At 63.0% G+C, this 23,230-nt stretch carries 17 protein-coding genes; 16 read left to right on the top strand and 1 reads right to left on the bottom strand.

Going from position 1 to position 23,230, the window contains the following annotated elements; genetic code table 11:
• Positions 1 to 16: 16 nt before the first annotated feature.
• Complete coding sequence (locus D6Z24_RS07775; protein ID WP_129125991.1) at positions 17 to 463, bottom strand: GNAT family N-acetyltransferase; 447 nt, start codon at positions 461 to 463, stop codon at positions 17 to 19.
• Between the two features lie 238 nt (positions 464 to 701).
• Here D6Z24_RS07775 and D6Z24_RS07770 point away from each other — a divergent pair, with 238 nt between their 5' ends.
• The 16 genes from D6Z24_RS07770 to D6Z24_RS07695 all read left to right on the top strand — a co-directional run bounded on the left by D6Z24_RS07770 (position 702) and on the right by D6Z24_RS07695 (position 23,229).
• Positions 702 to 1,163, top strand: a complete 462-nt coding sequence (locus tag D6Z24_RS07770) for an acyl-CoA thioesterase (RefSeq protein WP_129125990.1) — start codon at positions 702 to 704, stop codon at positions 1,161 to 1,163.
• 98 nt (positions 1,164 to 1,261) lie between these two features.
• Complete coding sequence (gene oah, locus D6Z24_RS07765; RefSeq protein WP_129125989.1) at positions 1,262 to 2,407, top strand: 6-oxocyclohex-1-ene-1-carbonyl-CoA hydratase; 1,146 nt, start codon at positions 1,262 to 1,264, stop codon at positions 2,405 to 2,407.
• A gap of 183 nt (positions 2,408 to 2,590) precedes the next feature.
• Entirely contained in the window at positions 2,591 to 4,609 is a 2,019-nt protein-coding gene (locus D6Z24_RS07760; protein WP_129125988.1) for an aldehyde ferredoxin oxidoreductase family protein, read from the top strand.
• Positions 4,606 to 5,145, top strand: a complete 540-nt coding sequence (locus D6Z24_RS07755; protein WP_129125987.1) for a 4Fe-4S dicluster domain-containing protein — start codon at positions 4,606 to 4,608, stop codon at positions 5,143 to 5,145. The genes D6Z24_RS07760 and D6Z24_RS07755 overlap by 4 nt, the downstream gene beginning before the upstream one ends.
• Positions 5,146 to 5,164: 19 nt before the next feature.
• A complete protein-coding gene (locus tag D6Z24_RS07750) occupies positions 5,165 to 6,316 on the top strand; it encodes a (Fe-S)-binding protein (protein WP_129125986.1) in 1,152 nt (383 codons plus the stop codon).
• A 31-nt stretch (positions 6,317 to 6,347) separates the two neighbouring features.
• Complete coding sequence (locus D6Z24_RS07745; protein WP_129125985.1) at positions 6,348 to 9,398, top strand: CoB--CoM heterodisulfide reductase iron-sulfur subunit A family protein; 3,051 nt, start codon at positions 6,348 to 6,350, stop codon at positions 9,396 to 9,398.
• A gap of 42 nt (positions 9,399 to 9,440) precedes the next feature.
• Positions 9,441 to 10,211, top strand: coding sequence for a hydrogenase iron-sulfur subunit (locus tag D6Z24_RS07740; protein WP_129125984.1), 771 nt, complete (start codon positions 9,441 to 9,443; stop codon positions 10,209 to 10,211).
• A gap of 37 nt (positions 10,212 to 10,248) precedes the next feature.
• A complete protein-coding gene (locus tag D6Z24_RS07735; RefSeq protein ID WP_129125983.1) occupies positions 10,249 to 10,701 on the top strand; it encodes a complex I 24 kDa subunit family protein in 453 nt (150 codons plus the stop codon).
• A gap of 9 nt (positions 10,702 to 10,710) precedes the next feature.
• A complete protein-coding gene (gene nuoF, locus D6Z24_RS07730) occupies positions 10,711 to 12,621 on the top strand; it encodes an NADH-quinone oxidoreductase subunit NuoF (RefSeq protein WP_129125982.1) in 1,911 nt (636 codons plus the stop codon).
• A 157-nt stretch (positions 12,622 to 12,778) separates the two neighbouring features.
• Positions 12,779 to 13,423, top strand: coding sequence for a 2Fe-2S iron-sulfur cluster-binding protein (locus D6Z24_RS07725; RefSeq protein WP_129125981.1), 645 nt, complete (start codon positions 12,779 to 12,781; stop codon positions 13,421 to 13,423).
• Positions 13,424 to 13,698: 275 nt separating this feature from the next.
• Positions 13,699 to 14,856, top strand: coding sequence for an acyl-CoA dehydrogenase family protein (locus D6Z24_RS07720; protein WP_129125980.1), 1,158 nt, complete (start codon positions 13,699 to 13,701; stop codon positions 14,854 to 14,856).
• A gap of 192 nt (positions 14,857 to 15,048) precedes the next feature.
• On the top strand, positions 15,049 to 16,806 hold the full coding sequence (locus tag D6Z24_RS07715) for an acyl-CoA carboxylase subunit beta (RefSeq protein ID WP_129125979.1): 1,758 nt from the start codon (positions 15,049 to 15,051) through the stop codon (positions 16,804 to 16,806).
• Between the two features lie 81 nt (positions 16,807 to 16,887).
• Positions 16,888 to 18,957 (top strand): sodium-extruding oxaloacetate decarboxylase subunit alpha, encoded by a 2,070-nt coding sequence (oadA, locus tag D6Z24_RS07710; protein ID WP_129125978.1) that lies wholly within the window; start codon positions 16,888 to 16,890, stop codon positions 18,955 to 18,957.
• A 173-nt stretch (positions 18,958 to 19,130) separates the two neighbouring features.
• Complete coding sequence (locus tag D6Z24_RS07705; protein WP_129125977.1) at positions 19,131 to 21,473, top strand: NADP-dependent malic enzyme; 2,343 nt, start codon at positions 19,131 to 19,133, stop codon at positions 21,471 to 21,473.
• Between the two features lie 10 nt (positions 21,474 to 21,483).
• Entirely contained in the window at positions 21,484 to 22,338 is an 855-nt protein-coding gene (locus D6Z24_RS07700; RefSeq protein ID WP_198419516.1) for a class I SAM-dependent methyltransferase, read from the top strand.
• Positions 22,339 to 22,365: 27 nt separating this feature from the next.
• The gene (locus D6Z24_RS07695) at positions 22,366 to 23,229 is read left to right on the top strand and encodes an enoyl-CoA hydratase-related protein (protein WP_129125976.1); all 864 of its coding nucleotides are present in this window, start codon (positions 22,366 to 22,368) and stop codon (positions 23,227 to 23,229) included.
• The last annotated feature ends 1 nt before the right edge of the window (position 23,230 follow it).

The following is a 23,230-nucleotide window of genomic DNA, read 5'->3' as shown; positions in this document are numbered from 1 at the left end:
TGGGCCGTCTGCACCCTCAGTCGATTTGCTTTTCCAGTTCGATGTAGCGGCCGGTGCGCATCCCCATGCCGCGGAAGAAGGAGAGGGTGAGCTTGCTGTCGATGTCCACCATGGTCCGGACCGTGGAAACCCCGGCCTTTTTGAGCCTCTGGCATATCTCGTCGAACATCCGCTTGCCGATGCCCCCTTCGCGGACGGAAGGGGAAACGGTGAGCGCGAAGACCCAGCCGCATGGAGGGGAGCCGAACTCCCAGGCGCGGACCTCGCCGATGATGAACCCGACGGGGGTACCCCCCTGCTTGGCCACCAAGAACACCCGGTCATCGCGGCCGCTTTCGACGTAGCGCTGGAACACGCCGCGCCAGTAGCCGATCTTGTCTTCCTTCAACCCTGCGCGGTCAAGGGCAATGACCGCCTCCAGGTCGCCCTGCACGGCATCTTCGATGCTTATCTGCTGGTCCATGTTTTCTCGCTTGTGATCGCGCCGATATACCGGGCGGCGCGATCATGGATGAGGTGCCTGCCAAGGTGCAGGATTGGTAAAGTGGTAATTTAGTACCATAAATGCCGGGACATGGCAAGTGCCGGAAAAAAATAGCAGCGGCAGGCTAAAAATATCTTGACACTAATTTGGTATAGTGATACCAATTTAACCACTGAAACGTTGTTCTGATAATTTGTAGACGAGAGCGAGGTTTCCGATGACTGACAGTTTCCGCTACTACATGAGGGTGCGCTACTACGAGTGCGATGCTCAGAAGGTCGTGTACAACGCCAACTACGGAAACTACGTCAGCGTCGCCACCACCGAGTTCTTACGGGCCCTGCCGGGCCGGGATCTCTTGCACGGTGACCTCGACTACAAGGTGGTGAAGCAGGAGATGAAATGGCACGCTCCGGCCAGGTACGACGAGGTTTTGGAGGTGTCGGTCGCGGTCAAGCAACTCGGTCGCAGCTCGGTCACCATCACCACGGAGTTCCGCATCGCGGGGTCCGACGCGGTGATCGCTTCGGCGGAGACGGTTCGAGTCGTGGTGGACGCCGCGACCATGGAGAAAATGGGAATCCCTCACGACGTGCGGGAGGTGCTGAAAGCGGGAGCGCCGGATGTGGTCATCGATCACGCGGGCTACCTTGATATGGACGACATCGTCTTTTCCTAAAACGTAGTCTTTTTTTTCACTATAAAATCGTATTGAAGTACCGTAATGCAGGATAAAAGACCGATCTCAAAAACAACAGACAAACAAAGGGGGAAGCCGTGGCAACTACAGACGAAATCATAAAGACGACCGCACCGTCCCATCTCATCGACCACAACCTGATCGACCGCGAGGTGGAGAGCCTGTGCGACGGGATGGTTAAGTACGAGAAGCGCCCCGCCAAACGCCGCGACGGCAGCGCGGTGGACGGCCTGTACAACGCCTGGATCATCTTCAACAACCCCAAGCAGTTCAACTCCTACACCACCGACATGGTCAAGGCCACCATCCTCGCCTTCCGTCGCGCCTCGGTAGACCGCCAGGTTAACGCGGTGGTCTTCACCGGCGTCGGGGAGAAGGCGTTCTGCACCGGCGGCAACACGAAGGAATACGCCGAGTACTACGCCGGAAACCCGCAGGAATACCGCCAGTACATGCGCCTTTTCAACGACATGGTCTCGGCGATACTCGGCTGCGACAAGCCGGTCATCTGCCGCGTGAACGGCATGAGGATCGGCGGCGGCCAGGAGATCGGCATGGCCTGCGACTTCTCCGTCGCCCACGACCTCGCCAACTTCGGCCAGGCGGGCCCGAAACACGGCTCGGCCGCCATCGGCGGCGCCACCGACTTCCTCCCGGTCATGATCGGCTGCGAGCAGGCGATGGTCTCCGGCACCCTGTGCGAGCCGTTCTCGGCGCACAAGGCGGCGCGCCTCGGCATCATCGCCGACGTGGTCCCGGCCCTCAAGGTGGGCGGCAAGTTCGTCGCTAACCCCACCGTCGTCACCGACCGCTTCCTCGACGAGTACGGCCGCGTCGTGCACGGCGAGTTCAGGACCGGCTCCCAGTTCAAGGAAGGGCAGGCGATGATCAAGGAAGGCGAGATCGACCTGTCGCTTCTGGACCAGAAGGTTGAGGAACTCTGCGCGAAACTCCTCGACACCTTCCCCGAGTGCATGACCAAGAGCCTCGAGGAGCTGAGAAAGCCGAAGCTGAACGCCTGGAACCAGAACAAGGAAAACTCCAGGGCATGGCTTGCCCTCAACATGATGAACGAGGCGAGGACCGGCTTCCGGGCCTTCAACGAAGGGACCAAGGAGACCGGCCGCGAGATCGATTTCGTGAAGCTGCGCCAGGGGCTCGCCGTAGGCACCCCGTGGACCGAGCAGCTGGTGGACAGTCTCATGCCGCAGGCGGCCAAGTAGAAAAGGGCCAACCCTCTCCCGGAGGGAGAGGGGGAGCGCGAAACAGCTGGAAGTTGATGCGCAGCAAGAAGCCCGGACACCGCTGCCCCGGCACCGCTTTTCAAGCCTGCCGCGGGAGAGCATGCAGCACCGGTCCCGATCGTCGGAGCCCGAACTCAAGGTAACCAACCAAGGGGTAACACTATGAGGTATGCAGAGACAGGATATGTGCTGGAAGTCGATCTGACCAAGGGGAACATCGAACGGGTGGCGACCGACCCGAGGGATACCGAGCTCTACCTCGGCGGCCTCGGCACCAACGCCAAGATGCTGTGGGACAGGGTCCCCGCCGATGTCGATCCCTTTTCGCCGGACAACCTTTTGATCTTCGCCGCAGGCCTTCTGTGCGGGACGCCCGCCACCGGGTGCAACCGCACCATCGTCTCGACCATCTCGCCGCAGACGAAGCTGATGGCCTTCTCCATGATGGGGGGCTTCTGGGCGCCGGAGCTCAAGTACGCGGGATACGACAAGGTGGTCTTGCGCGGCAAGTCCAAGGACCTCGTCTATCTCTACATCAACAACGACAAGGTCGAGATCCGCGACGCCTCCCACCTGAAGGGGAAGGGGGCGATCGAGACCGCCGAGATCATCAAGAAGGAGCTGAACGAGCCGCGCGCCCAGGTGGCGGCCATCGGCCTCGCCGGAGAGAACCGGGTCTTCTACGCCTCCATCGAGCAGGGTAGATCCTCCGCCTCGCGCGGCGGCATCGGCGCCGTGATGGGGGACAAGGGGGTTAAGGCGGTGGTCGTGCGCGGCACGAAGGACGTCGTCGTCGCCAAGCCCCAGGAGTACATGGATCTCTGCAGCGAGGTGCTCGACTACATAAAGCACCGCGAGGACAACCCGATCCCCGACGTGATGCCGATCCTGGCAGGCCTTGGCAGCCCCCAGGAGATGAAGGTGCACGACGAGAAGTGGCACACCGAGAACTTCAACTGGGGCAACGCCCGCACCCGCCGCAAGGACTTCTGGACCGAGGAGGTTGACCACGCCTGGGGCGAGACCATGGAGAAGGCGAGGACCAGGCTCATCAGCTGTTACAACTGTCCCATGAAGTGCGGCGCCACCATCTCGATGGAGGGGCTCCCGACCTACATGATGAAGTGCTTCACCAAGCTCACCTACACCATGGCGGCCTTCTCGGACCTCGACTTTGGCCTGAGGATCGCGCAGAAGGCGACCGAGTACGGCCTGGACGGCTTCTCCGCGCCGCAGGTCATGGCCTTCGCCCTGGAGCTCCTGGAGAAGGGGATCCTTAAGGAGTCCGACTTCCCGGGGATGCCGCAGGACACCGAGGGAAGGTTCTTCTACCTCCTCGACATGATCGTGAACCGCCAGGGGATCGGCGACGTGCTCGCCAACGGCACCTACTGGGCCTCGCGCGAGATCGGCAACGGCGCCGAGGAGTACGCCCACAACAACATCAAGAAGCACGAGCAGCTTCCCCTGAAGCTCTCCATGCTGAACCCCATCTACTACCTCATGTACTGCACCGGGGAGAAGATCAACATCACCCAGATCGAGGGGCAGTTCCCGCAGGCGCCTTACCCCACGGTGGAGCAGCGCGAGGCCTTCGTGAAGGACTGGATCCAGGTCCCGGACGACAAGTTCAAGGACATCTTCCTGCAGTGGGAGCCGCGCGGCGAGAAGTCGATGCCGCACTTCCCGACCGTGGACATGTGCTGCGACATCGTCGACTGGCAGGAGATGATGCACTACATCGACGACGCGCTCGGCCAGTGCGCGGGGCTCTCCTCCTTCCCGCTCAAACCGCCGTACCACATCCACAACTACCCGAAATTCATCTCCGCGGGCGCGGGGATCGAGATGGACGAGGAGAAGCTCAAGAAGGCGGCCAAGCGCTACCGCACCCTGGTCCGCGCGAACAACATCCGCCGCGGCATGAGAAGGGTGGACGAGCAGCCCCCCGCGAACCACTGGAAGAACAGGTTCCCGGAACTGGAGAAGGAGCTCCTCGACTCGTACTACAAGCTGAAGGGGTGGAACGAGGACGGCATCCCGACCAAGGAGACCCTCGAGGAACTGGGGCTTGGCTACGTCGCCGCCGAGTTCGAAAGGACCGGCGTGTACGGCGGCGCTCAGGCGGCCCAGGCGCCGCGCCGGATTGAGACACTTAACGTCGGGGGGGTACAGCCGTGAGCACCGAGACCAGGAAGAGAACGATAAAAACCATCAACATAGATGCGGACAAATGCAACGGCTGCCGTGCCTGCGAGGTGATCTGCTCCTCCTTCCACGCGGCCCCCAAGTACAGCAGCAACAACCCGGCGCGCTCCAGGGTGCGCGTGGTGCGCGATCCCCTTCGCGACATCTACATCCCGCTCTACGCCGGTGACTACACCGAGAGCGAGTGCATGGGGCGCGACAAGTTCATCATCGACGGCAAGGAGTACGACGAGTGCGGCTTCTGCCGGACCTCCTGCCCCTCGCGCGACCTCTTCCGCGAGCCGGACTCAGGGCTTCCGCTCAAGTGCGACCTCTGCGACGGCGAACCGGAACCGCTCTGCGTCAAGTGGTGCCTGGTGGGTGCGCTCTCGGTGACCGAGAGGGAGATCGAGGAGCCTTCCGAGGAGACGAAGCAGGGCGAGCTGGAGATAGGCCTCGAGTCGCTGGTGAAAAGGTTCGGCCAGGAGAAGCTCCTCGACACGGTTGCCCAGATAACTAAAGGACGCTGACGCGAAAGGACGGTGCATCGTGGAAACCGTGACTCCATTCAAAGAGATCATAGATGTCATCAAAGAGAAGGGGGGCGACTCGCTCAAGTACTGCTACCAGTGCGGCCTGTGCGACTCGGTCTGCCCCTGGAACCGGGTGCGGCAGTTCAGCATGCGCAAGGTGGTCAGGCAGGGGGTCTTCGGGCTCACCGAGATCGAGCAGGAAGAGATCTGGCGCTGCAGCACCTGCGGGACCTGTCCCTCCCGCTGCCCGAGAGGGGTGAACCAGATCGAGGCGGGGGTGGCGCTTAGGAGCATGGGCGCCGAGTACGACGTCTACCCAGGTCACGTCGGGACCATCAGGAACGTGGTGGCGAGCCTCACCAGCGAGGGGAACTCCATCGGAGGCGAGCGCGCGAAGAGGGGAGAATGGGCGAAGGATCTTCCGGTGAAGCCGTACGAGGAGGGGATGGAAGCCCTCTACTTCACCGGCTGCTACTTGAGCTACGACCCCAGGATGCGGAGGGTCGCCCAGGCGACCGCCACGATCCTCAACAAGGCGGGGGTGAAGTTCGGAATCCTCGGCGACAAGGAGAGCTGCTGCGGCGAGAGCATCAGAAAGACCGGCAACGAGGAACTCTTCAAGAAGCTCGCCAAGGACAACATCCGGGCCTTCATCGACCGCGGCGTGAAGCGCGTGATCGTCTCCTCGCCGCACTGCTACCACACCTTCAAGAACGAGTACCCGGAGTTCATGGTTCACTTCGAGGTGGTCTTCATCTCCCAGCTCATCGATCAGCTGATCGAGGAGGGGAGGCTCACCATCAAGGGTGAGTTCGCGAAGAAGGTCACCTACCACGATCCCTGTTACCTCGGGCGCCACAACGGCGTCTACGAGGAGCCGAGGAACGTGCTGAAAAAGGTCCCGGGACTTCAGTTCACTGAGATGGCCGAAAACCGTGAATTCTCGCTTTGCTGCGGCGGTGGCGGCGGCCGGATCTGGATGGAGACTCCCAAGGAGGAGCGCTTCGCCGATCTGAGGCTCAGGCAGGCGGTCGACGCCGGGGCCGAGGTGCTCGCAACCTCCTGTCCCTACTGCATCACCAACTTCACCGATTCGAGCCTCGATCTGGCCGACCACGAGAAGGTGGAGGTGAAGGACCTGACGGAGATCATCGCCGAGGTGATCTGAGGCAAGCAACCCCAGGGGAAGGATAACTTCTATGAATAGCGCAGAGAGAAATATTGGCGACGTACTCATCGTGGGGGGAGGGATCAGCGGCATTCAGGCCGCGCTCGATCTCGCCAACTCCGGCTTCAGGGTCTTCCTGGTGGACAAATCCCCGGCGCTCGGCGGCAAGATGTCCCAGCTGGACAAGACCTTCCCGACCAACGACTGTTCCATGTGCATTGAGAGCCCGAAGTTCATCGAGTGCTCGAGGAACCCGAACATCGAGATCATCACCTACACCGAGGTCGACCGGGTGGAAGGGGAGGCGGGCGACTTCAAGGTGACCCTCACCAAGAAGCCCCGCTACATCTCGGAGGAGAAGTGCACCGGGTGCAACATCTGCGTGGACTACTGTCCCGTGAAGATCAAGGACCCGTTCAACCAGGAGCTCTCCGAGAACAAGGCGGTGCACATCTACTTCTCGCAGGCGGTGCCGCTGGTCACCTACGTCGACCCGGAGACCTGCCTTTATCTCAAGGAAGGGAAATGCCAGATCTGCGTCGGCGCCTGCAAGACCAACGCAATCGACCTGCACCAAAAGCCCGAGACCTTCCAGATCGAGGTCGGCGCCATCCTCCTTTCCCCCGGCTACTCGACCTTCGACCCGAAGCTGCGTGGCGATTTCGGCTACGGCCGCATGCAGAACGTGGTAACGAGCCTCGACTTCGAGCGCATCCTCTGCGCCACCGGCCCCTACGAGGGTGAGGTGCTGCGCCCCTCGGACGGCAAGCACCCGCATAAAATCGCCTGGATCCAGTGCGTCGGCTCCCGTCAGGTGACCCCCGGCGGCAACAACTACTGCTCCGCCGTCTGCTGCGCCTACTCGCAAAAGCAGGTGATCCTCGCGAAGGACCACAGCCCGACCATGCAGGCGACCATCTTCCACAACGACGTCCGCGCCTACGGCAAGGATTTCGAGCGTTTTCACCAGAGGGCCGAGAAGCTCTCGGATGTGCGCTTCATCAGAAGCTACGTGACGGTCGGAAAGGAGATCGAGAGCAGCAAGAACGTCACCATCCGCTACTCCACCGTCGACCATGGGGTCAAGGAGGAGGAGTTCGACATGGTGGTCCTCTCGGTGGGCCTCAACCCGCCGAAGGACGTCGAGGTGCTCGCCGCGAAGTTCGGCATCGAACTCACCGACCAGAAGTTCTGCAAGAACAACCCCTACAACCCGATCGAGACCTCCCGGAAGGGGATCTTCGTTTCCGGCGCCTTCCAGGGCCCCCTGGACATCCCCGAGTCGGTCGTGACCGCGAGCGGCGCCGACGCCCTCGTCGGGCAGCTTCTCTCCACCCGGCGCCACAAGCTGGAGCGCGAGAGGGTCTACCCGGTCGAGAAGGACGTCTCGCAGGAGGAGCTGAAGATCGGCGTCGTCGTCTGCTACTGCGGCGCGAACATCGGCCGCGTCGTCAACATCCCCGAGGTGATCGAGTACGCGGCGACGCTTCCCAACGTCTCCTGGGCGGGGGAGAACCTCTTCGCCTGCTCCACCGAGAACGCGAAGCAGATCTCCGACGCCATCGTCGCCAAGGGCCTCAACCGCGTGGTGCTCGCGGCCTGCACGCCGAGGACGCACGAGCCGCTCTTCCGCGACACCTGCCGCGAGGCGGGACTGAACCAGTACTTCTTCGAGTTCGCCAACATCCGCGAGCACTGCTCCTGGGTCCATTCCCGCGAGAAGGAGAACGCGACCGCGAAGGCGAAGGAGATCGTCAGGATGTCGGTGGCCCGGGCAGCACACCTGGAGCCTTTGCAGGAATTCCAGCTCCCGGTCGACCACACCGCCCTAGTGGTGGGGGGCGGGGTCGCGGGGATGACCGCCTCGCTCAACATGGCCGAGCAGGGGTTCGAGGTCTACCTGGTCGAGAAGGACGACGATCTAGGCGGCATGGCGAGGCGCCTGCACTACACCATCGACGGGACCGAGGTGCAGCCTTATCTCGCCGACCTGGTGAAGAAGGTCTACCGGCACCCCGGCATCCACGTCTGGACCGACGCGATCATCGAGGACGTCTCGGGCTACGTCGGCAACTTCACCACCCGTGTTACCTCCCAGGGGAGGGTGCGCGAGGTGAAGCACGGGGTCTCGGTGCTCGCCACCGGTGCCGCCGAGTACAAGCCGACCGAGTACCTCTACGGCGAGAGCGAGAACGTGCTGACCCAGCTGGAGCTCGAAGAGAAGATCGTGGCGGGAGACGAGAAGGTGGTGGCGGCCAAGAGCATCGTCATGATCCAGTGCGTAGGCTGCCGCCAGGCCGACCGCAACTACTGCAGCCGGATCTGCTGCAACCAGGCGATCAAGAACGCCCTGAAGCTCAAGAAGATCAACCCCGAGGTGGAGATCCAGATCATCTTCCGCGACATGCGCACCTACGGTCTCAAGGAGGTCTACTACCGCGAGGCCGCGGAGCGGGACGTGAAGTTCATCCGCTACGAGCCGGAGGGGAAACCGTTGGTGGAGGCGGCGGGCGCGGGCTTCAAGGTGACCGTCCCCGACCCGGTGCTCGGCCAGATGATGGAGCTCGAGGCGGACCTCGTGGTGCTCGCTGCTGCGGTGATCCCGTCCGAGGCGAGCCAGGAGGCGGGGAAACTCTTCAAGGTCTCCAACAACCCGGACGGCTTCTTCCAGGAGGCCCACGTGAAACTGAGGCCGGTTGATTTCAGCGCCGACGGCGTCTTCCTCTGCGGCACCGCACACTATCCGAAGCACCTGACCGAGACTATCAGCCAGGCGCTCGGGGCTGCGGGACGCGCGGTGGGGATCCTCTCCAAGGAGACGGTGACCGCGTCGGGTTCGGTCTGCGACGTCGATGAGTCGAGCTGTGTCGCCTGCGGCGCCTGCATCACCGCCTGCAAGTACGGCGCGATCAGCTTCGTGGACACCCCCAAGGGGAAGAAGGCGCACGTGGAACCGATCCTCTGCAAGGGGGACGGCCTGTGCAACGCCAAGTGCCCGACCCGGGCCATCTACCTGAAGCACTACACCGACGACGCCATCTACGCCCAGATCGACGCGGCGCTCCCGCCGAGCCGGGCCTAGATCTCACGAACAACTCCAGGGGAACCTGGGAAGGAGGTAACAATGACAACCGGAATCGAGCAAAAGCCCAGGGTCGTCGGTTTCCTGTGCACATGGTGAGCGTACGGCGCTGCCGACCTGGCTGGAGTTTCCAGACTGCAATATACGACAGAGACGAAGATCATCAGGGTCATGTGTACCGGCCGCGTGGACATAGGGTTCGTGCTGCGGGCCTTCCAGAAGGGGGCGGACGGGGTTTTCATCGGTGGCTGCTGGCCGGGTGAATGCCACTACGTCACCGAGGGGAACTACGACGTTTTGAAGAACGCGCACATCGCGAAGAAGATCCTGGAGACCCTCGGCATCAACCCGAACCGCCTGAGGCTCGAGTGGATCTCGGCCTCCGAGGGGATGCGCTACGCCGAGGTGATGAACGACTTCGGAAGGGTGCTGAAGGAGCTGGGGCCTTTGGGCAAAGGGGAGGGGATCGACCCGAGCGCCCTTGCGATCAGGCTCGAGGCCGCCAACAGGCTGGTCCCGTACGTGAAACTGGTCGAGCGCGAGCGGCTCAGACAGCGCTTCAAGACCGAGGAGGAATACGCCGAGTTCTTCGCTAGCGACGAGCTGAAGCGGATCTTCGAGGACCTGGTGGTCGACAAGCTCGCGGTGAGCCAGATGACCCTGCTTTTAAGGGACAATCCGCTCACGAGCGCCGAGATCGCCAAGGCTCTCGACCTCGAACCGGCGGACGTCTCCAGGCACCTGAAGGATTCGTCGCGGAAGGGTTTGGTTAGGTACGACGAAGGGGAGAAGCGCTACGCGCTGGCCATCTAGTCGAAAACGAAGTCAAGTGAGGTAGGCCGCCATGTGCATGGATATTACGAGAATCGACCAGATCATAGACAACCACAACGCCGAGCAGAGCTCGCTGATCCAGATCCTCCTGGACATCCAGGCCGAGCACCACTGGCTCCCGAAACAGGCGCTGGACCGGGTGGCCGAGAAGCTGGATGTGCCGATGAACCGTATCCAGCACATCACAACCTTCTACAAGGCGTTCAGCCAGGTTCCCAAGGGGCGCCACCAGATCCATGTCTGCATGGGGACGGCCTGCCACGTGCGCGGCGCCCAGAAGGTCCTGGACGTCCTTTCCGACGCGACCGGCATCAAGGCCGGGGAGACCGACGCGGAGCTCAAGTTCAGCCTCGAGACGGTCAACTGTCTCGGGTGCTGCGCCCTCGGCCCGGTCATGGTAGTGGACGGTGAGTATCACGGCAACGTAGCGCCTGCCCAGGCCGCCGACGTGCTGAAAAACTACGAGTAAGGGGCGCTTATGCCAAGGATAAATTCGCCAGCGGAATTGGAAGAGTTCAGGAGGAGCATCCTGTCGAAGCGCAGCGACGACAGGCCCTGCATCACCCTCTGCTCCGGCAGCGCCTGCCACGCCACCGGAAGCGAGAAGGTGGCGACCGCCATCGTCGCCGAACTTAAAAGCCACGGGCTCACCGACCAGGTCGAGATCAGAAGGACCGGCTGTCACGGCTTCTGCGAGCAGGGTCCCATCGTGGTGATCTACCCGGAGGGGATCTGCTACCTGAAGGTGAAACCGGAGGACGTCTGCGAGATCGTCTCCCACACCTTCAAGGAGAAGAAGCTCGTCGAGAGGCTCCTCTACGTCGACCCGAACACCGGGGAGAAGTCGAGCTACGAGCATGACATCCCCTTCTACAAGAACCAGCAGCGCCTCATCCTGGGGCTGAACCGCAAGATCGACCCGAAGAGCCTTGAGGACTACATGGCCGTAGGCGGGTACAAGGCGCTCACCAAGGCGCTCTTCGAGATGACCCCGGAAGAGGTGATCGGCGAGGTGAAGGCGGCGAAGCTCAGAGGGCGCGGCGGCGCGGGCTTCCCCTCCGGCATGAAATGGGAGTTCGCGAGAAAGGCGCCGGGAGACCAGAAGTACGTCGTGGTCAACTGCGACGAGGGGGACCCGGGGGCCTACATGGACCGCTCCCTCATGGAAGGAAACCCCTTCACCGTCCTCGAGGGGCTCATGATCGGGGCCTACGCCATCGGCGCCACCGAGGGGTACATCTACGTGCGCCAGGAATACCCGCTCGCCGTCGACAACCTCTCGGTCGCGATGAAAGAGGCGGAGCGGCGCGGGCTTTTGGGCAAGAACATCCTCGGCTCCGGCTTCGACTTCACCGTCAAGGTGCACCGCGGCGCGGGCGCCTTCATCTGCGGCGAGGAGACCTCGCTCCTGGCCTCGCTCGAAGGAAAACCGGGGGAGCCCAAGTCCAGGCCGCCGTTTCCGGCCAACAAGGGACTTTGGGGCAAGCCGACCAACATCAACAACGTGGAGACCTGGGCCAACATCCCGGTCCTCATCAACGAGGGGGCCGAGTTCTTCTCCTCGGTCGGCACCGAGAGCAGCAAGGGAACGAAGATCTTCTCCCTGGTCGGCAAGGTGAACAACACCGGCCTCGTCGAGGTGCCGATGGGGATACCGCTCAGGGACATCATCTACAAGATCGGCGGCGGCGTCCCCAAGGGTAAGAAGTTCAAGGCGGTGCAGACCGGCGGACCGTCGGGCGGGTGCATCCCCGAGGAGTTCCTCGACGTCAAGGTGGACTTCGACGAGCTGATGAAGATGGGCGCCATGATGGGCTCGGGCGGCATGATCGTCATGGACGAGGACACCTGCCTCGTCGACATCGCCCGCTACTTCCTCGAATTCCTGAGCGACGAGTCGTGCGGCAAGTGCGTGCCGTGCCGCGAGGGGATCAGACAGATGCTCAAGGTGATGACCGACATCACCCAGGGAAGAGGGAAGGAAGGGGACATCGAACTCCTCGAGAACATGGCGATGGCGACCCAGGGCGCCGCCCTCTGTGCGCTGGGCAAGACCGCGCCGAACCCGGTCCTCTCCACCCTCAAGTACTTCCGCGAGGAGTACGAGGCCCACATCAAGGAGAAGCGCTGCCCGGCCCTTTCCTGCAAGGAGCTGATCGCCTTCCACATCGATCCCGAGAGATGCAAGGGGTGCGGCAGCTGCCTGAGGAAGTGCCCCGCGAACGCCATCGAGGGGGGCAAGAAGACGATCCACGTCATCGACCAGGAGAAGTGCACCAAGTGCGGCACCTGCATCGAGGCCTGTCCCGCAGCCTTCCAGGCCATCGACAAGCTCTCCGGCGTGCCCGTCCCGGCCCCGGTCCCGCAGGAAAAACGGGCACTGGCGTAGCTTCTCAGAACCTTCTCCCAACCCTCCCTCTCCCCCCGGGAGAGGGCCGGGGTGAGGGAGTCGCAACCGGCAAAACCTAGCTTCGTGGCAGCGCCCTCACCCCCAGCCCCTCTCCCGAAGGGCGAGGGGGGGAAAGGCCCCTTGAAAGGAACAGAACATGAGCGAATTCGTCCTGCAGATAGATGGGAAAGAGGTCACCGCCCGGGAAGGGATGACCATCGTAGAAGCCGCGAAAACGGCGGGAATCAAGATCCCCACCCTTTGCCACCACGACCAGCTGGAGCCTTACGGCGCCTGCCGGATCTGCACCGTGGAGGCGGAGGCGAACGGCAGGAACCAGTTGGTCGCCGCCTGCGTCTACCCCGCCGAGAAGGGGATGGTGGTGCAGACAAAGACCGAGAAGCTGGCGAAGATCCGCAAGGTGCTTATCGAGCAGATGATGGCCCACGCCCCCGACGCGCCGCAGCTCCTCGAGCTTGCTGCCGAGTACGGTGCGGACCGGGACCGTTTCGACAAGGACCCCTCCTTCTGCATCCTCTGCGGCCTTTGCGTCAGGTACTGCAACGAGGTGAAAAAGAAGAACGCCATCGGCTACATCGATCGCGGGCCGCGCCGCGAGATCAGCTTCATCCCCGACGTCGCCGGGAAGGAGTGCTGGGACTGCAAGGAATGTTTCCCGCTTTGTCCCACCTCCGCACTGCAAGCCGCCTACGTGCTGACCGAGGCGCTGGCGACGCCGCCCGAGGAGCCGCAGGAAGCCGGTTGTGCCTGCACCGGTTCCTGTTCCGGGTGCGGCCCCTAAGTTCTCACGTCCCCCGGGAGGTTTGGTGGGTGGAGTTCGTTGGGGTGCGGATCTTCATCCGGCCTTCGTGCCGCCCCCCGGGGGACGGGGGAATTATAACGACGTCCATCCTCCCCTCTCCCTCCGGGAGAGGGTCAGGGTGAGGGCGTTGCAAACGGCGGAATGTCTCTTCGTGGCTACGCCCTCACCCGCCCTTCGGGCACCCTCTCCTGGAGGGAGAGGGGAAACATTCAAGATCCTGGTTATCAGGAAAACCAATAAACAAGGAGGCCGTCATGCGGTTCGGGTTAACGGATGAACAAAAGATGATGCAGGATATGGCGAGGGATTTCGCGCAGAAGGAGATCCTTCCCAACCTGAAGGAGGACGAGGCGAACCACACCTTCCGTCCCGAACTGGTGAAAAAGATGGCCTCCCTCGGGTTCTTCGGCTGCGCCCTTCCCGAGGAGTACGGCGGCAACGGATGTGGTTTCCTCGAGTCGGTGATCCTCGCCGAACAGCTCGCCACCGTGAGCGGATCCTCCAGGCTGCCGCTCAACATGCAGAACATCGGCCCCTCACTCACCGTCAACAAGTTCGGCACCAAGGAGCAGAAGGAACGCTTCATCCCTGACTGGGTAAGCGCCGAATCCTTCGGCTTTTTCGCCATCACGGAGCCGAACTCCGGCTCGGACGTCGTGAGCATGGGGACCACCGCCACCGACCGCGGCGACCACTGGGAGATCAACGGCCAGAAGATGTGGATCTCCAACGCCCATGTCGGCGACTGGGGGCTTCTCTACGCCGTCACCGACCGCGCCGCGAAGCACAAGGGTCTCACCTGTTTCATCATCAACCTGAAGGGGAACGAAGGAATCATCACCGCCGCCATCGAGAGCAAGGTCGGCCTGCACTGCGCCCCGACCGGCGAGATCTCCTTCAACCAGGCGAAGATCCCCAAGGACTCGGTGCTTGGCGAAGTGGGGCAGGGTTTCCAGATCTGCATGTGGCAGCTGAACAACACCCGCATCAGCTGCGCGGCGGGCGCACTCGGGATCGGTGCGGGCGCCATCGAGGCGGCCATCGGCTACGCGAACGAAAGGACCCAGTTCGGCAAGAAGATCGGTTCCTACCAGATGATACAGGCCTCCATAGCCGAGATGGTCGCCGAGCACGAGGCGGCGCGGCTTCTCGTCTACCAGGCCGCCTGGCTGAAGGACCAGGGGCTTCCGAACCAGTACCAGACCTCCATGGCCAAGCTTTTCGCCTCCGAGGCGGCCGTGCACGCGGCGACCGAGACCATGAAGATCTTCGGCAGCTACGGCTTCTCCACCGAGTACCCGGCCGAGCGCTGGCTGCGCGACTCCATGTCGCTCAGAACCGTCGAGGGGACGAGCAACATCCAGAAGACCATCATCGCCGGTTTCGCCCTGGGCGACGTGATCAACCGGTAAGTGGTCGGCCGCTAGAGACAGGCCTGTGTGATATCCCCTCCCCCGGAGGGGGAGGGCTAGGGAGGGGGAAGAGGGCGAAAGCCTGAAGATTTTCCCCCCTCCCAGCCTCCCCCCTCCGGGGGGAGGAGCGCAGACCGTCCCGCATTCAATCAGCGCAAACGCGCTTTTCAAATTCAATGAGAGGAATCTGCCATGGCACGGAAGCAAACACCGCTGCGCCCTTATTTCGAGAAGATGGCCGATATCGGCAAGGCACTGAGCGATGCGGAGGTCAAGCGTTCGCAGGAAAACGTGGAGCTCGTCAAGGAGCAGGTGGAGGTGCTCAACCGGGAGACCGAGCGCGTGAAAAACGCTGGCATCCCGGCCAAGAAGGTCCACGACCGCGGCGGGATGACCATCTACGATCGCCTGGAATACCTCGTCGATCCCGGGACCTGGGCGCCGCTGCACACGCTCTACAACCCGAAGAACAACGAGGAAGGGTGCACCGGGGTCGTGAACGGCATCGGGCGCATCGAGGGAAGATGGGCGGTCATTATCGGCTTCGACAACAAGGTGATGGCGGGCGCCTGGATCGCCGGGCAGTCCGAGAACATCCTCATGGTCACCGACATGGCCAAGCGCCTGAACGTCCCGCTGGTCTGGCTCACCAACTGCTCCGGGGTGAAACTGATGGAGCAGGAGACGGTGTACGCCGGTCGCCGTTCGAGCGGCGCTCCCTTCTACCGTCACGCCGACCTGAACCACCTGGGCATCCCGATCCTCAACGGCATCTACGGCACCAACCCAGCGGGCGGCGGCTACCAGGGGATCAGCCCGACCATCCTCCTTGCCCATGACGGCGCGAACATCGCCGTCGGCGGCGCGGGCATCGTCGGCGGCATGAACCCCAAGGGGCATATCGACGCGGAGGCCGCCCAGGCACTGATCGACGCCACCCGCACCTTCAAGGCGAAGGACCCCGGCCGCGTCGAGACCCATTTCGACCAGACCGCCTACTTCCGCGAGGTGCACGACACCGAGACCGGCGTCCTCGACGGCATCAAGGACTACATGCGCATGATGCCCGCCTACGACCCGGCGATGTTCCGCGTCGCCGCCCCCGCTCCGCCCAGGTTCCCGGTCGAGGATCTCAACATGATCCTCCCCGCCAACCAGAAACGCCCCTACGACGCCATCCAGATCCTCGCGCGCCTCACCGACAACAGCGAATTCATGGAATACCGCCCCGACTACGGGCGCGAGGTCTATACCGGCATCGCCAAGGTGGACGGCTTCCCTGTCGCCTTCATCGGCAACCGCCAGGGGGTCTTCCCCGGGTACCCCGAGTACGCGAAGGGCGCTTACCCGGCCGTGGGTGGCAAGCATTACCGCGAGGGGCTCATCAAGCAGGCCGAGTTCGTGACGCTTTGCGGTCGCGACAACCTCCCGATCGTCTGGCTCCAGGACACCACCGGCATCGACGTCGGCGACCTCGCCGAGGAAGCCGAACTGCTGGCGCTCGGGCAGTCGCTGGTCTACTCCATCGAGCAGACCGAGCTCTCCATGATGTGCGTCGTGCTGAGGAAGGGAACCGCGGCGGCGCACTATATCATGTGCGGCCCGCAGGCGAACAACAACAACGCCTTCACCTTGGGCACCCCGCTCACCGAGATCTACGTGATGCACGGTGAGACCGCGGCCGCCGCCTCCTACGCGCGCCGCCTGGTGAAGGAGCAGGATTCCGGCAACGACCTCGTACCGGTCATCGGGAAGATGAACCAGATGATCCAGGACTACCAGGAGAAGTCGCGTCCCGCCTACTGCGCCATCAGCGGATTCGTCGACGAGATCGTCGAGCTTCCCGAGCTGCGCAGGTACATCCAGGCCTTCACCGGTGCGAACTACCAGAACCCGAAATCGATCACCCCGGTGCACCAGATGCTCCTGCCGAGGATCATCAGGGGGTAACGATCCGTTCCCTCCCCCGGAGGGGGAGGAGCAATGACTCTCTATGGAACACAAAATACACGAACAATCGCGAGGTTCGAAATGGCCAAGACAACGAAACCTTTAGGCATCACCGAAGTCGTCCTCAGGGACGCCCACCAGTCCCTGTTCGCCACCCGCCTGCGCCTGGACGACATGCTCCCCATCGCCGCGAAGCTCGACCAAGTCGGCTACTGGTCCATCGAGATGTGGGGCGGCGCCACCTTCGACTCCTGTATCCGCTTCCTGGGCGAGGACCCCTGGGAGCGCCTGCGCGAACTGAAAAAGGCGATGCCCAACACGCCGCAGCAGATGCTCTTCCGCGGTCAGAACATCCTGGGGTACCGCCACTACGCCGACGACGTGGTCGAGAAGTTCGTCGAGCGCTCCGCGGTGAACGGCATCGACGTCTTCCGCGTCTTCGACGCCATGAACGACCCGCGCAACCTGGACACCGCCATCAAGGCGGTCATCAAGCAGGGCAAGCACGCGCAGGGAACGCTCTCCTACACGGTGAGCCCGGTGGATACCATCCCCAAATGGGTCGACCTCGCGAAAAGGATCGAGGACATGGGGGCGCACTCGCTCTGCATCAAGGACATGGCGGGTCTCATGGCCCCCTACGCCGCCTACGACCTCGTGAAGGCGCTTAAAAAGGCGGTCAAGATCCCGATCCACATGCAGTGCCACGCGACGACCGGCATGTCGACCGCAGCCTACGTGAAGGCGATCGAGGCGGGGGTTGAGAACGTCGACACCTCCATCTCCTCGATGAGCATGACCTACGGCCATTCCCCCACCGAGACCCTGGCCGCGATCTTCGCCGACACCGACAAGGCGACCGGCCTCGACACGGTGCTCCTGCAGGAGATCGCCGACTACTTCACCGTGGTGCGCAAGAAGTACGCGAAGTTCGAAGGCTCCCTCAAGGGGGTCGACGCCCGCATCATCACCGCGCAGGTTCCGGGCGGCATGCTCACCAACATGGAGAGCCAGCTGAAGGAGCAAAACGCCGGGCACAAGATGGATCTGGTGCTGGCCGAGATCCCGAAGGTCCGCGAGGACCTCGGCATGATCCCGCTCGTCACCCCGACCTCGCAGATCGTCGGCACCCAGGCGGTCATCAACGTGTTGACCGGCGAGCGCTACAAGTCGATGACCAAGGAGACCGCCGCGGTCCTCAAAGGGGAGTACGGCGCGACCTCGGCCCCGGTGAACAAGGAACTGCAGCAGAAGGTGCTGGCGGGCGCCGATCCGATCACCTGCCGCCCGGCCGACCTTTTGAACGCCGAGATGGACAAGCTAACCGCAGAGTTGCGCGAGATCTCCAAGGAGAAGCACCTGAAGTTCGGCGACCACGAGGTGGAGGACGTGCTGACTTACGCGCTGTTCCAGCAGGTTGGCCTCAAATTCCTCGAGCATCGCGATAACCCCGACATGTTCGAGCCGGTACCGACCGGCGAGGAAGCGGCCCCCAAGAAAGCGGCGGCAGCCGAGATCACCGGCGGCGACACCTATACCGTAACCGGCGGCGGCCAGACCTTCGTGGTGCAGGTGGCGAAGGCGACCGGTGCGGCAGCAGTCGCGGCAGCGGCAGCCTCAGCCGTCGGCGGCACGGCCCCGGCGGCGGCACCTGTCGCGGCTTCCGGCCAGACCATCGTTTCGCCCCTCGCGGGCAACGTCTGGAAGATCGAGTGCGAGCCGGGTCAGCAGGTCCAGGAAGGGGATCTGCTCCTGATTCTCGAAGCGATGAAAATGGAGAACGAGATCTTCGCCGACCGCGACGGGGTCGTGGCCTCCATCCACATCGAGGAGGGGACCGCCGTCGACATCGGCGCCGCGCTGGTCACCATCGTCGGCGCCGACGATGCCGAGGTCGCATCGGCACCCGCCGCAGCAGCGACCGCAGCCGCTCCCGCCGAGGGAGGCGTCGTGGCCCCTCTGGCCGGGAACGTCTGGAAGATCGAGGTCGAGCAGGGGCAGGCCGTTCAGGAGGGCGATCTGCTTCTCATCCTCGAAGCGATGAAGATGGAGAACGAGATCTTCGCCGAGAAGGACGGCGTCGTAACCCAGATCATGATCAAGGAAGGAAACGCTGTCGACATCGGCCAGCTCCTGCTGACCGTGCAGTAGTACCGAGCGAGCCACGCCCACCATTTTGTTGATGGGGCCTGGCCCATCGGTGCTGAACAAGCCCCAACGTTCCCCCCTTTGCGAAGGGGGGACAGGGGGGATTTGCTTCTGAACGAAGCTAACCCCAATTCCCCCAAACATATAATGTCACTTGCCTTGGAGGGAATGCTGCTATGAAGAAGATGTCCGATGCACTGGAATATCACGCCACCGGTCGTAAGGGAAAGATCGAGGTAATCGCCACGAAGCCGTGCCAGACCGCGCAGGATCTGTCACTCGCCTATTCGCCCGGCGTCGCCGAGCCCTGCCTCGCCATCGAGCAGAACCCCGAGGACGCCTACCAGTACACCGCCAAGGGAAACCTGGTGGCGGTGGTATCCAACGGCACGGCGGTCCTGGGGCTTGGCAACATCGGCGCGCTCGCGGGCAAGCCGGTCATGGAAGGGAAGGGGGTTCTCTTCAAACGCTTCGCCGACGTGGACGTCTTCGACATCGAACTGAACAGCGAGGACCCGGACGAGATCATCAAGGCGTGCCAGCTCCTGGAGCCGACCTTCGGCGGCATAAACCTTGAGGACATCAAGGCTCCCGAGTGCTTCTACATCGAGGAAGAGCTCAAAAAGACCATGAACATCCCGGTCTTCCACGACGACCAGCACGGAACGGCGATCATCTCGGCCGCCGGTCTCATCAACGCCCTGGAGCTCGTCGGCAAGAAGATCGAAGAAGTGAGGATGGTGGTGAACGGCGCCGGTGCATCGGCCAACGCCTGCGTAAACCTCGCCCTGTCGCTCGGCCTCAAGCTGGAAAACCTGATCATGTGTGACACCAAGGGAGTCATCTACAAGGGCAGAACGGAGGGGATGAACAAGTACAAGGAGCGCTTCGCCGCCGACACAAAGCTCCGTACGCTGGAAGAGGCGGCGGTGGGATGCGACGTCATGTACGGTCTCTCCTCCAAGGGGGCCATAACCCCGGAAATGGTGCGCAGCATGGCGCCCAACCCGATCATCTTCGCCATGGCGAACCCGGACCCCGAGATCACACCTGAAGAGGCGCACGCGGTGCGCGGCGACGTCTTGATCGCCACCGGGCGAAGCGACTACCCGAACCAGGTCAACAACGTCCTCGGCTTCCCCTTCATCTTCCGCGGCGCCCTCGACGTGCGCGCGACGACCATCAACGAGGAGATGAAAAAGGCGGCTGTCTTCGCGCTGGCGGAGCTTGCCCGCGAGGAGGTCCCAGATTCGGTCTGCCGCGCCTACGGCAACGTAAAATTCAGCTTCGGCCGCGATTACATCATCCCGAAACCGTTCGATCCGAGGGCCCTCTTGCGGGTCGCACCGGCGATAGCCAAGGCGGCCATGGAGTCCGGCGTCGCGCGTCAGCCGATCGCCGACATGAACAAGTACGTGGAGCACCTGGAGTCGCTGCAGGGAAAATCCAAGGAGACGCTGCGCCAGATCATCAACAAGGCGAAGAGCGATCCGAAGACCGTGGTCTTCCCGGAAGGGGAGAACGAGAAGGTGCTGCGCGCGGCCCACGTGCTGGTCGAACAGGGGATCGCGCGTCCCATTCTCCTTGGGAACGAGGATAAGATCCGCTGCACGCTCCAGTCGCTGGAGATCGACCTGAACGGCGGCGTCACCATCATCGATCCCGCCAATTACGAGAACCTGGAATCGTACGCGAACGAACTCTTCCTGCTGAGGCAGAGAAAGGGACTCACCCTCTCGGAGAGCCGCAGGCTCATGGCGCGCAAGTCGCGCACCCACTTCGGCTGCATGATGGTCCGTCGCGGCGACGCGGACGCGCTGCTCGCAGGGGTCGACGCCAACTACGCCGACACCATCCGTCCCGCCCTGCAGGTGATCGGCAAGCAGGACGGGCTCTCCAGCGTGCACGGCCTCTACATGATGGTCTTCAAGCAGGAGATCTATTTCCTGGCTGACACGACCGTCTGCATCGACCCGGACGCCGCGGAACTCGCCGAGACGGCGATCCTCGCCGCGGAGAAGGCGCGCATGCTCGAGATCGAGCCGAGCGTCGCCATGCTCTCCATGTCCAACTTCGGTTCGGTGCGGCACCCGCAGGCCGACCGGGTGAGAAGCGCGGTCGAGATGGTGAAACAGAGGGCGCCCGGGCTCGACATCGACGGGGAGATGCAGGCGGACACCGCCGTGGTCACCGAACTATTGCAAGCGAATTTCCCCTTCACCACCCTCAAAAAAGCCGCCAACGTCCTGGTCTTCCCTGACCTCACCTCGGGGAACATCTGCTATAAACTGCTGCGGCAGCTCGGAGGGGCGGACGCCATCGGCCCGATCCTCATGGGGATGAACAAGCCGGTGCACATCCTGCAGCAGGGGGACGACGTGATGGACATCGTCAACATGGCCGCCATCGCCGTGGTCGACGCGCAGAATAACGGCAGACAGGCCACCGATGCCGCTGCATCGGCAAAGAAGAAGGCGACCGCCTCCCTTTCATACGAGGGGGCCTTCGCCGGAGCCTGAGGAGGCGTCCATGATGCCCGCGCACGAGTCAAGAGCAACTGGCGCCGTCGCCGCGCACTACCGCTGCCCGGATCTTGAATCGAAGGTCCTGGCGGCCCTGGTCGCGGCGGGAAAGGACCCGGACCGGCTGCGCCCCGAAGAGCTGGCAGCCATCGACGAGTTCCACGTGCGCGGCGCCGCGGCCACCAAGGAACTCGCGGCGGCGCTGGCGCCCGGGGCGGGGCTTCTCGTCCTGGATGTCGGCTGCGGGCTGGGAGGCGCCGCACGGCACATAGCGCGTCTTCTCGACTGCCACGTTATCGGCATCGACCAAAGCTCCGATTACTGCGAGGGGGCGAGGATGCTCTCAGAGCGGCTCGGCATGAGCTCTAAAGTGGCCTACCTCCAGGCGAACGCGCTGACGCTCCCTTTCGGGGACGGCGTGTTCGACGTGGTCTGGACCCAGCACGTCTCGATGAACATCGACGACAAGCGCCGTTTCTACCGGGAGATCCGTCGCGTACTCGCACCTGGCGGCAGGCTCGCCTGCTACGAGGTGCTCTCCGGCCCGGGAGGTGAGGTATGTTTCCCGGTGCCGTGGGCGCGGGACCCCTCCGGGAGCTTCCTGGTCGACGAGCGGGAGTTCCGCGGGCTCCTCTCGGAGGCCGGGTTCAGAAGCCTCGTGTGGAAGGACGTGACGGAGGAGGGGCTCGCCTGGTTTCGGGCGAGGCGGCAAAAGGGGGACGACGCGCCGCGAAACCCGTTCGGCTTGCAGCTCCTCCTTGGGGACGATTTTCCCCGCATGACCGAGAATCAGTTACGAAACCTTGAAGAACAGCGGATCAAACTGGTGCAGGGGGTTTTTCAAGCGACTATGGAGAGATGATTTTTACAGCAGGGACGGAGGTCCACCATGAAAAGTACCGCCAGGAATTTTTCGCTCATACCCAATCCAAAGGAGGGTCCTGCCATGCCGCAGCTCAAGGATTGCACCCTGACCCTGGAGGATAGGGTCGCCGTACTGACCTTCCAACGCGACGATGTTCGCAACGCTCTCACCGGAACTGCCCTCACCGAAGACATCATCACCACCGTCAACTGGATCAACCGCGAGGATCGCGTCTCCGTACTGGTCATGACCGGCTCAGGATCGGCGTTCTCCTCCGGCGGGAACGTGAAGGAGATGCAGTCCCAAAGCGGCACCTTCGGCGGCTCCCCCGTGCAGGTCCAGGACAAGTACCGCCGCGGCATTCAGCAGATCCCGCTTCTGCTGCACAAAGCAGAGATCCCCGTCATCGCCGCTTTGAACGGCCCGGCCATCGGCGCCGGTTTCGACCTCGCCAACATGTGCGACATCCGCATCGCCTCCACCCGCGCCAAGGTGGGGGAGACCTTCATAAACCTCGGCATCACCCCCGGCGACGGCGGCGCCTGGTTCATGCAGCGGCTTCTGGGGTACCAGAGGGCCGCCGAACTCATCTTCACCGGGCGGGTGGTCGACGCCGCCGAGGCGCTGAAGCTCGGGATCTTCCTGGAGGTCGTCGAACCCGACGAGCTCATGCCGCGCGTGATGGAACTTGCGCGCGAGATGGCGTCCAAACCTCCGGTCACGCTCAGGCTGACCAAGCGGATGATGAAGCTCGCCCAGCGAAGCGATCTCCCCGACTTCCTCGATCTCTGCGCCTGCTTCCAGTCTTTCGCACACCACACCGAGGACCATCTTGAGGCGGTCGACGCCTTCCTCGAGAAACGGCCCCCCACCTACAAGGGGCGCTGAT

Origin of the sequence: Geomonas oryzae (genome assembly GCF_004117875.1) — a bacterium.
GTDB lineage: Bacteria > Desulfobacterota > Desulfuromonadia > Geobacterales > Geobacteraceae > Geomonas > Geomonas oryzae.
This window is presented reverse-complemented; position numbering and strand designations above follow the sequence as displayed.

Coding starts and splice junctions, on each gene's coding strand:
- oadA (WP_129125978.1), top strand. CDS start 16,888: ATGGCCAAGACAACGAAACCTTTAGGCATCACCGAAGTCGTCCTCAGG.
- D6Z24_RS07705 (WP_129125977.1), top strand. CDS start 19,131: ATGAAGAAGATGTCCGATGCACTGGAATATCACGCCACCGGTCGTAAG.
- D6Z24_RS07700 (WP_198419516.1), top strand. CDS start 21,484: ATGATGCCCGCGCACGAGTCAAGAGCAACTGGCGCCGTCGCCGCGCAC.
- D6Z24_RS07720 (WP_129125980.1), top strand. CDS start 13,699: ATGCGGTTCGGGTTAACGGATGAACAAAAGATGATGCAGGATATGGCG.
- D6Z24_RS07760 (WP_129125988.1), top strand. CDS start 2,591: ATGAGGTATGCAGAGACAGGATATGTGCTGGAAGTCGATCTGACCAAG.
- nuoF (WP_129125982.1), top strand. CDS start 10,711: ATGCCAAGGATAAATTCGCCAGCGGAATTGGAAGAGTTCAGGAGGAGC.
- D6Z24_RS07725 (WP_129125981.1), top strand. CDS start 12,779: ATGAGCGAATTCGTCCTGCAGATAGATGGGAAAGAGGTCACCGCCCGG.
- D6Z24_RS07770 (WP_129125990.1), top strand. CDS start 702: ATGACTGACAGTTTCCGCTACTACATGAGGGTGCGCTACTACGAGTGC.
- D6Z24_RS07715 (WP_129125979.1), top strand. CDS start 15,049: ATGGCACGGAAGCAAACACCGCTGCGCCCTTATTTCGAGAAGATGGCC.
- D6Z24_RS07745 (WP_129125985.1), top strand. CDS start 6,348: ATGAATAGCGCAGAGAGAAATATTGGCGACGTACTCATCGTGGGGGGA.
- D6Z24_RS07735 (WP_129125983.1), top strand. CDS start 10,249: ATGGATATTACGAGAATCGACCAGATCATAGACAACCACAACGCCGAG.
- D6Z24_RS07695 (WP_129125976.1), top strand. CDS start 22,366: ATGAAAAGTACCGCCAGGAATTTTTCGCTCATACCCAATCCAAAGGAG.
- D6Z24_RS07775 (WP_129125991.1), bottom strand. CDS start 463: ATGGACCAGCAGATAAGCATCGAAGATGCCGTGCAGGGCGACCTGGAG.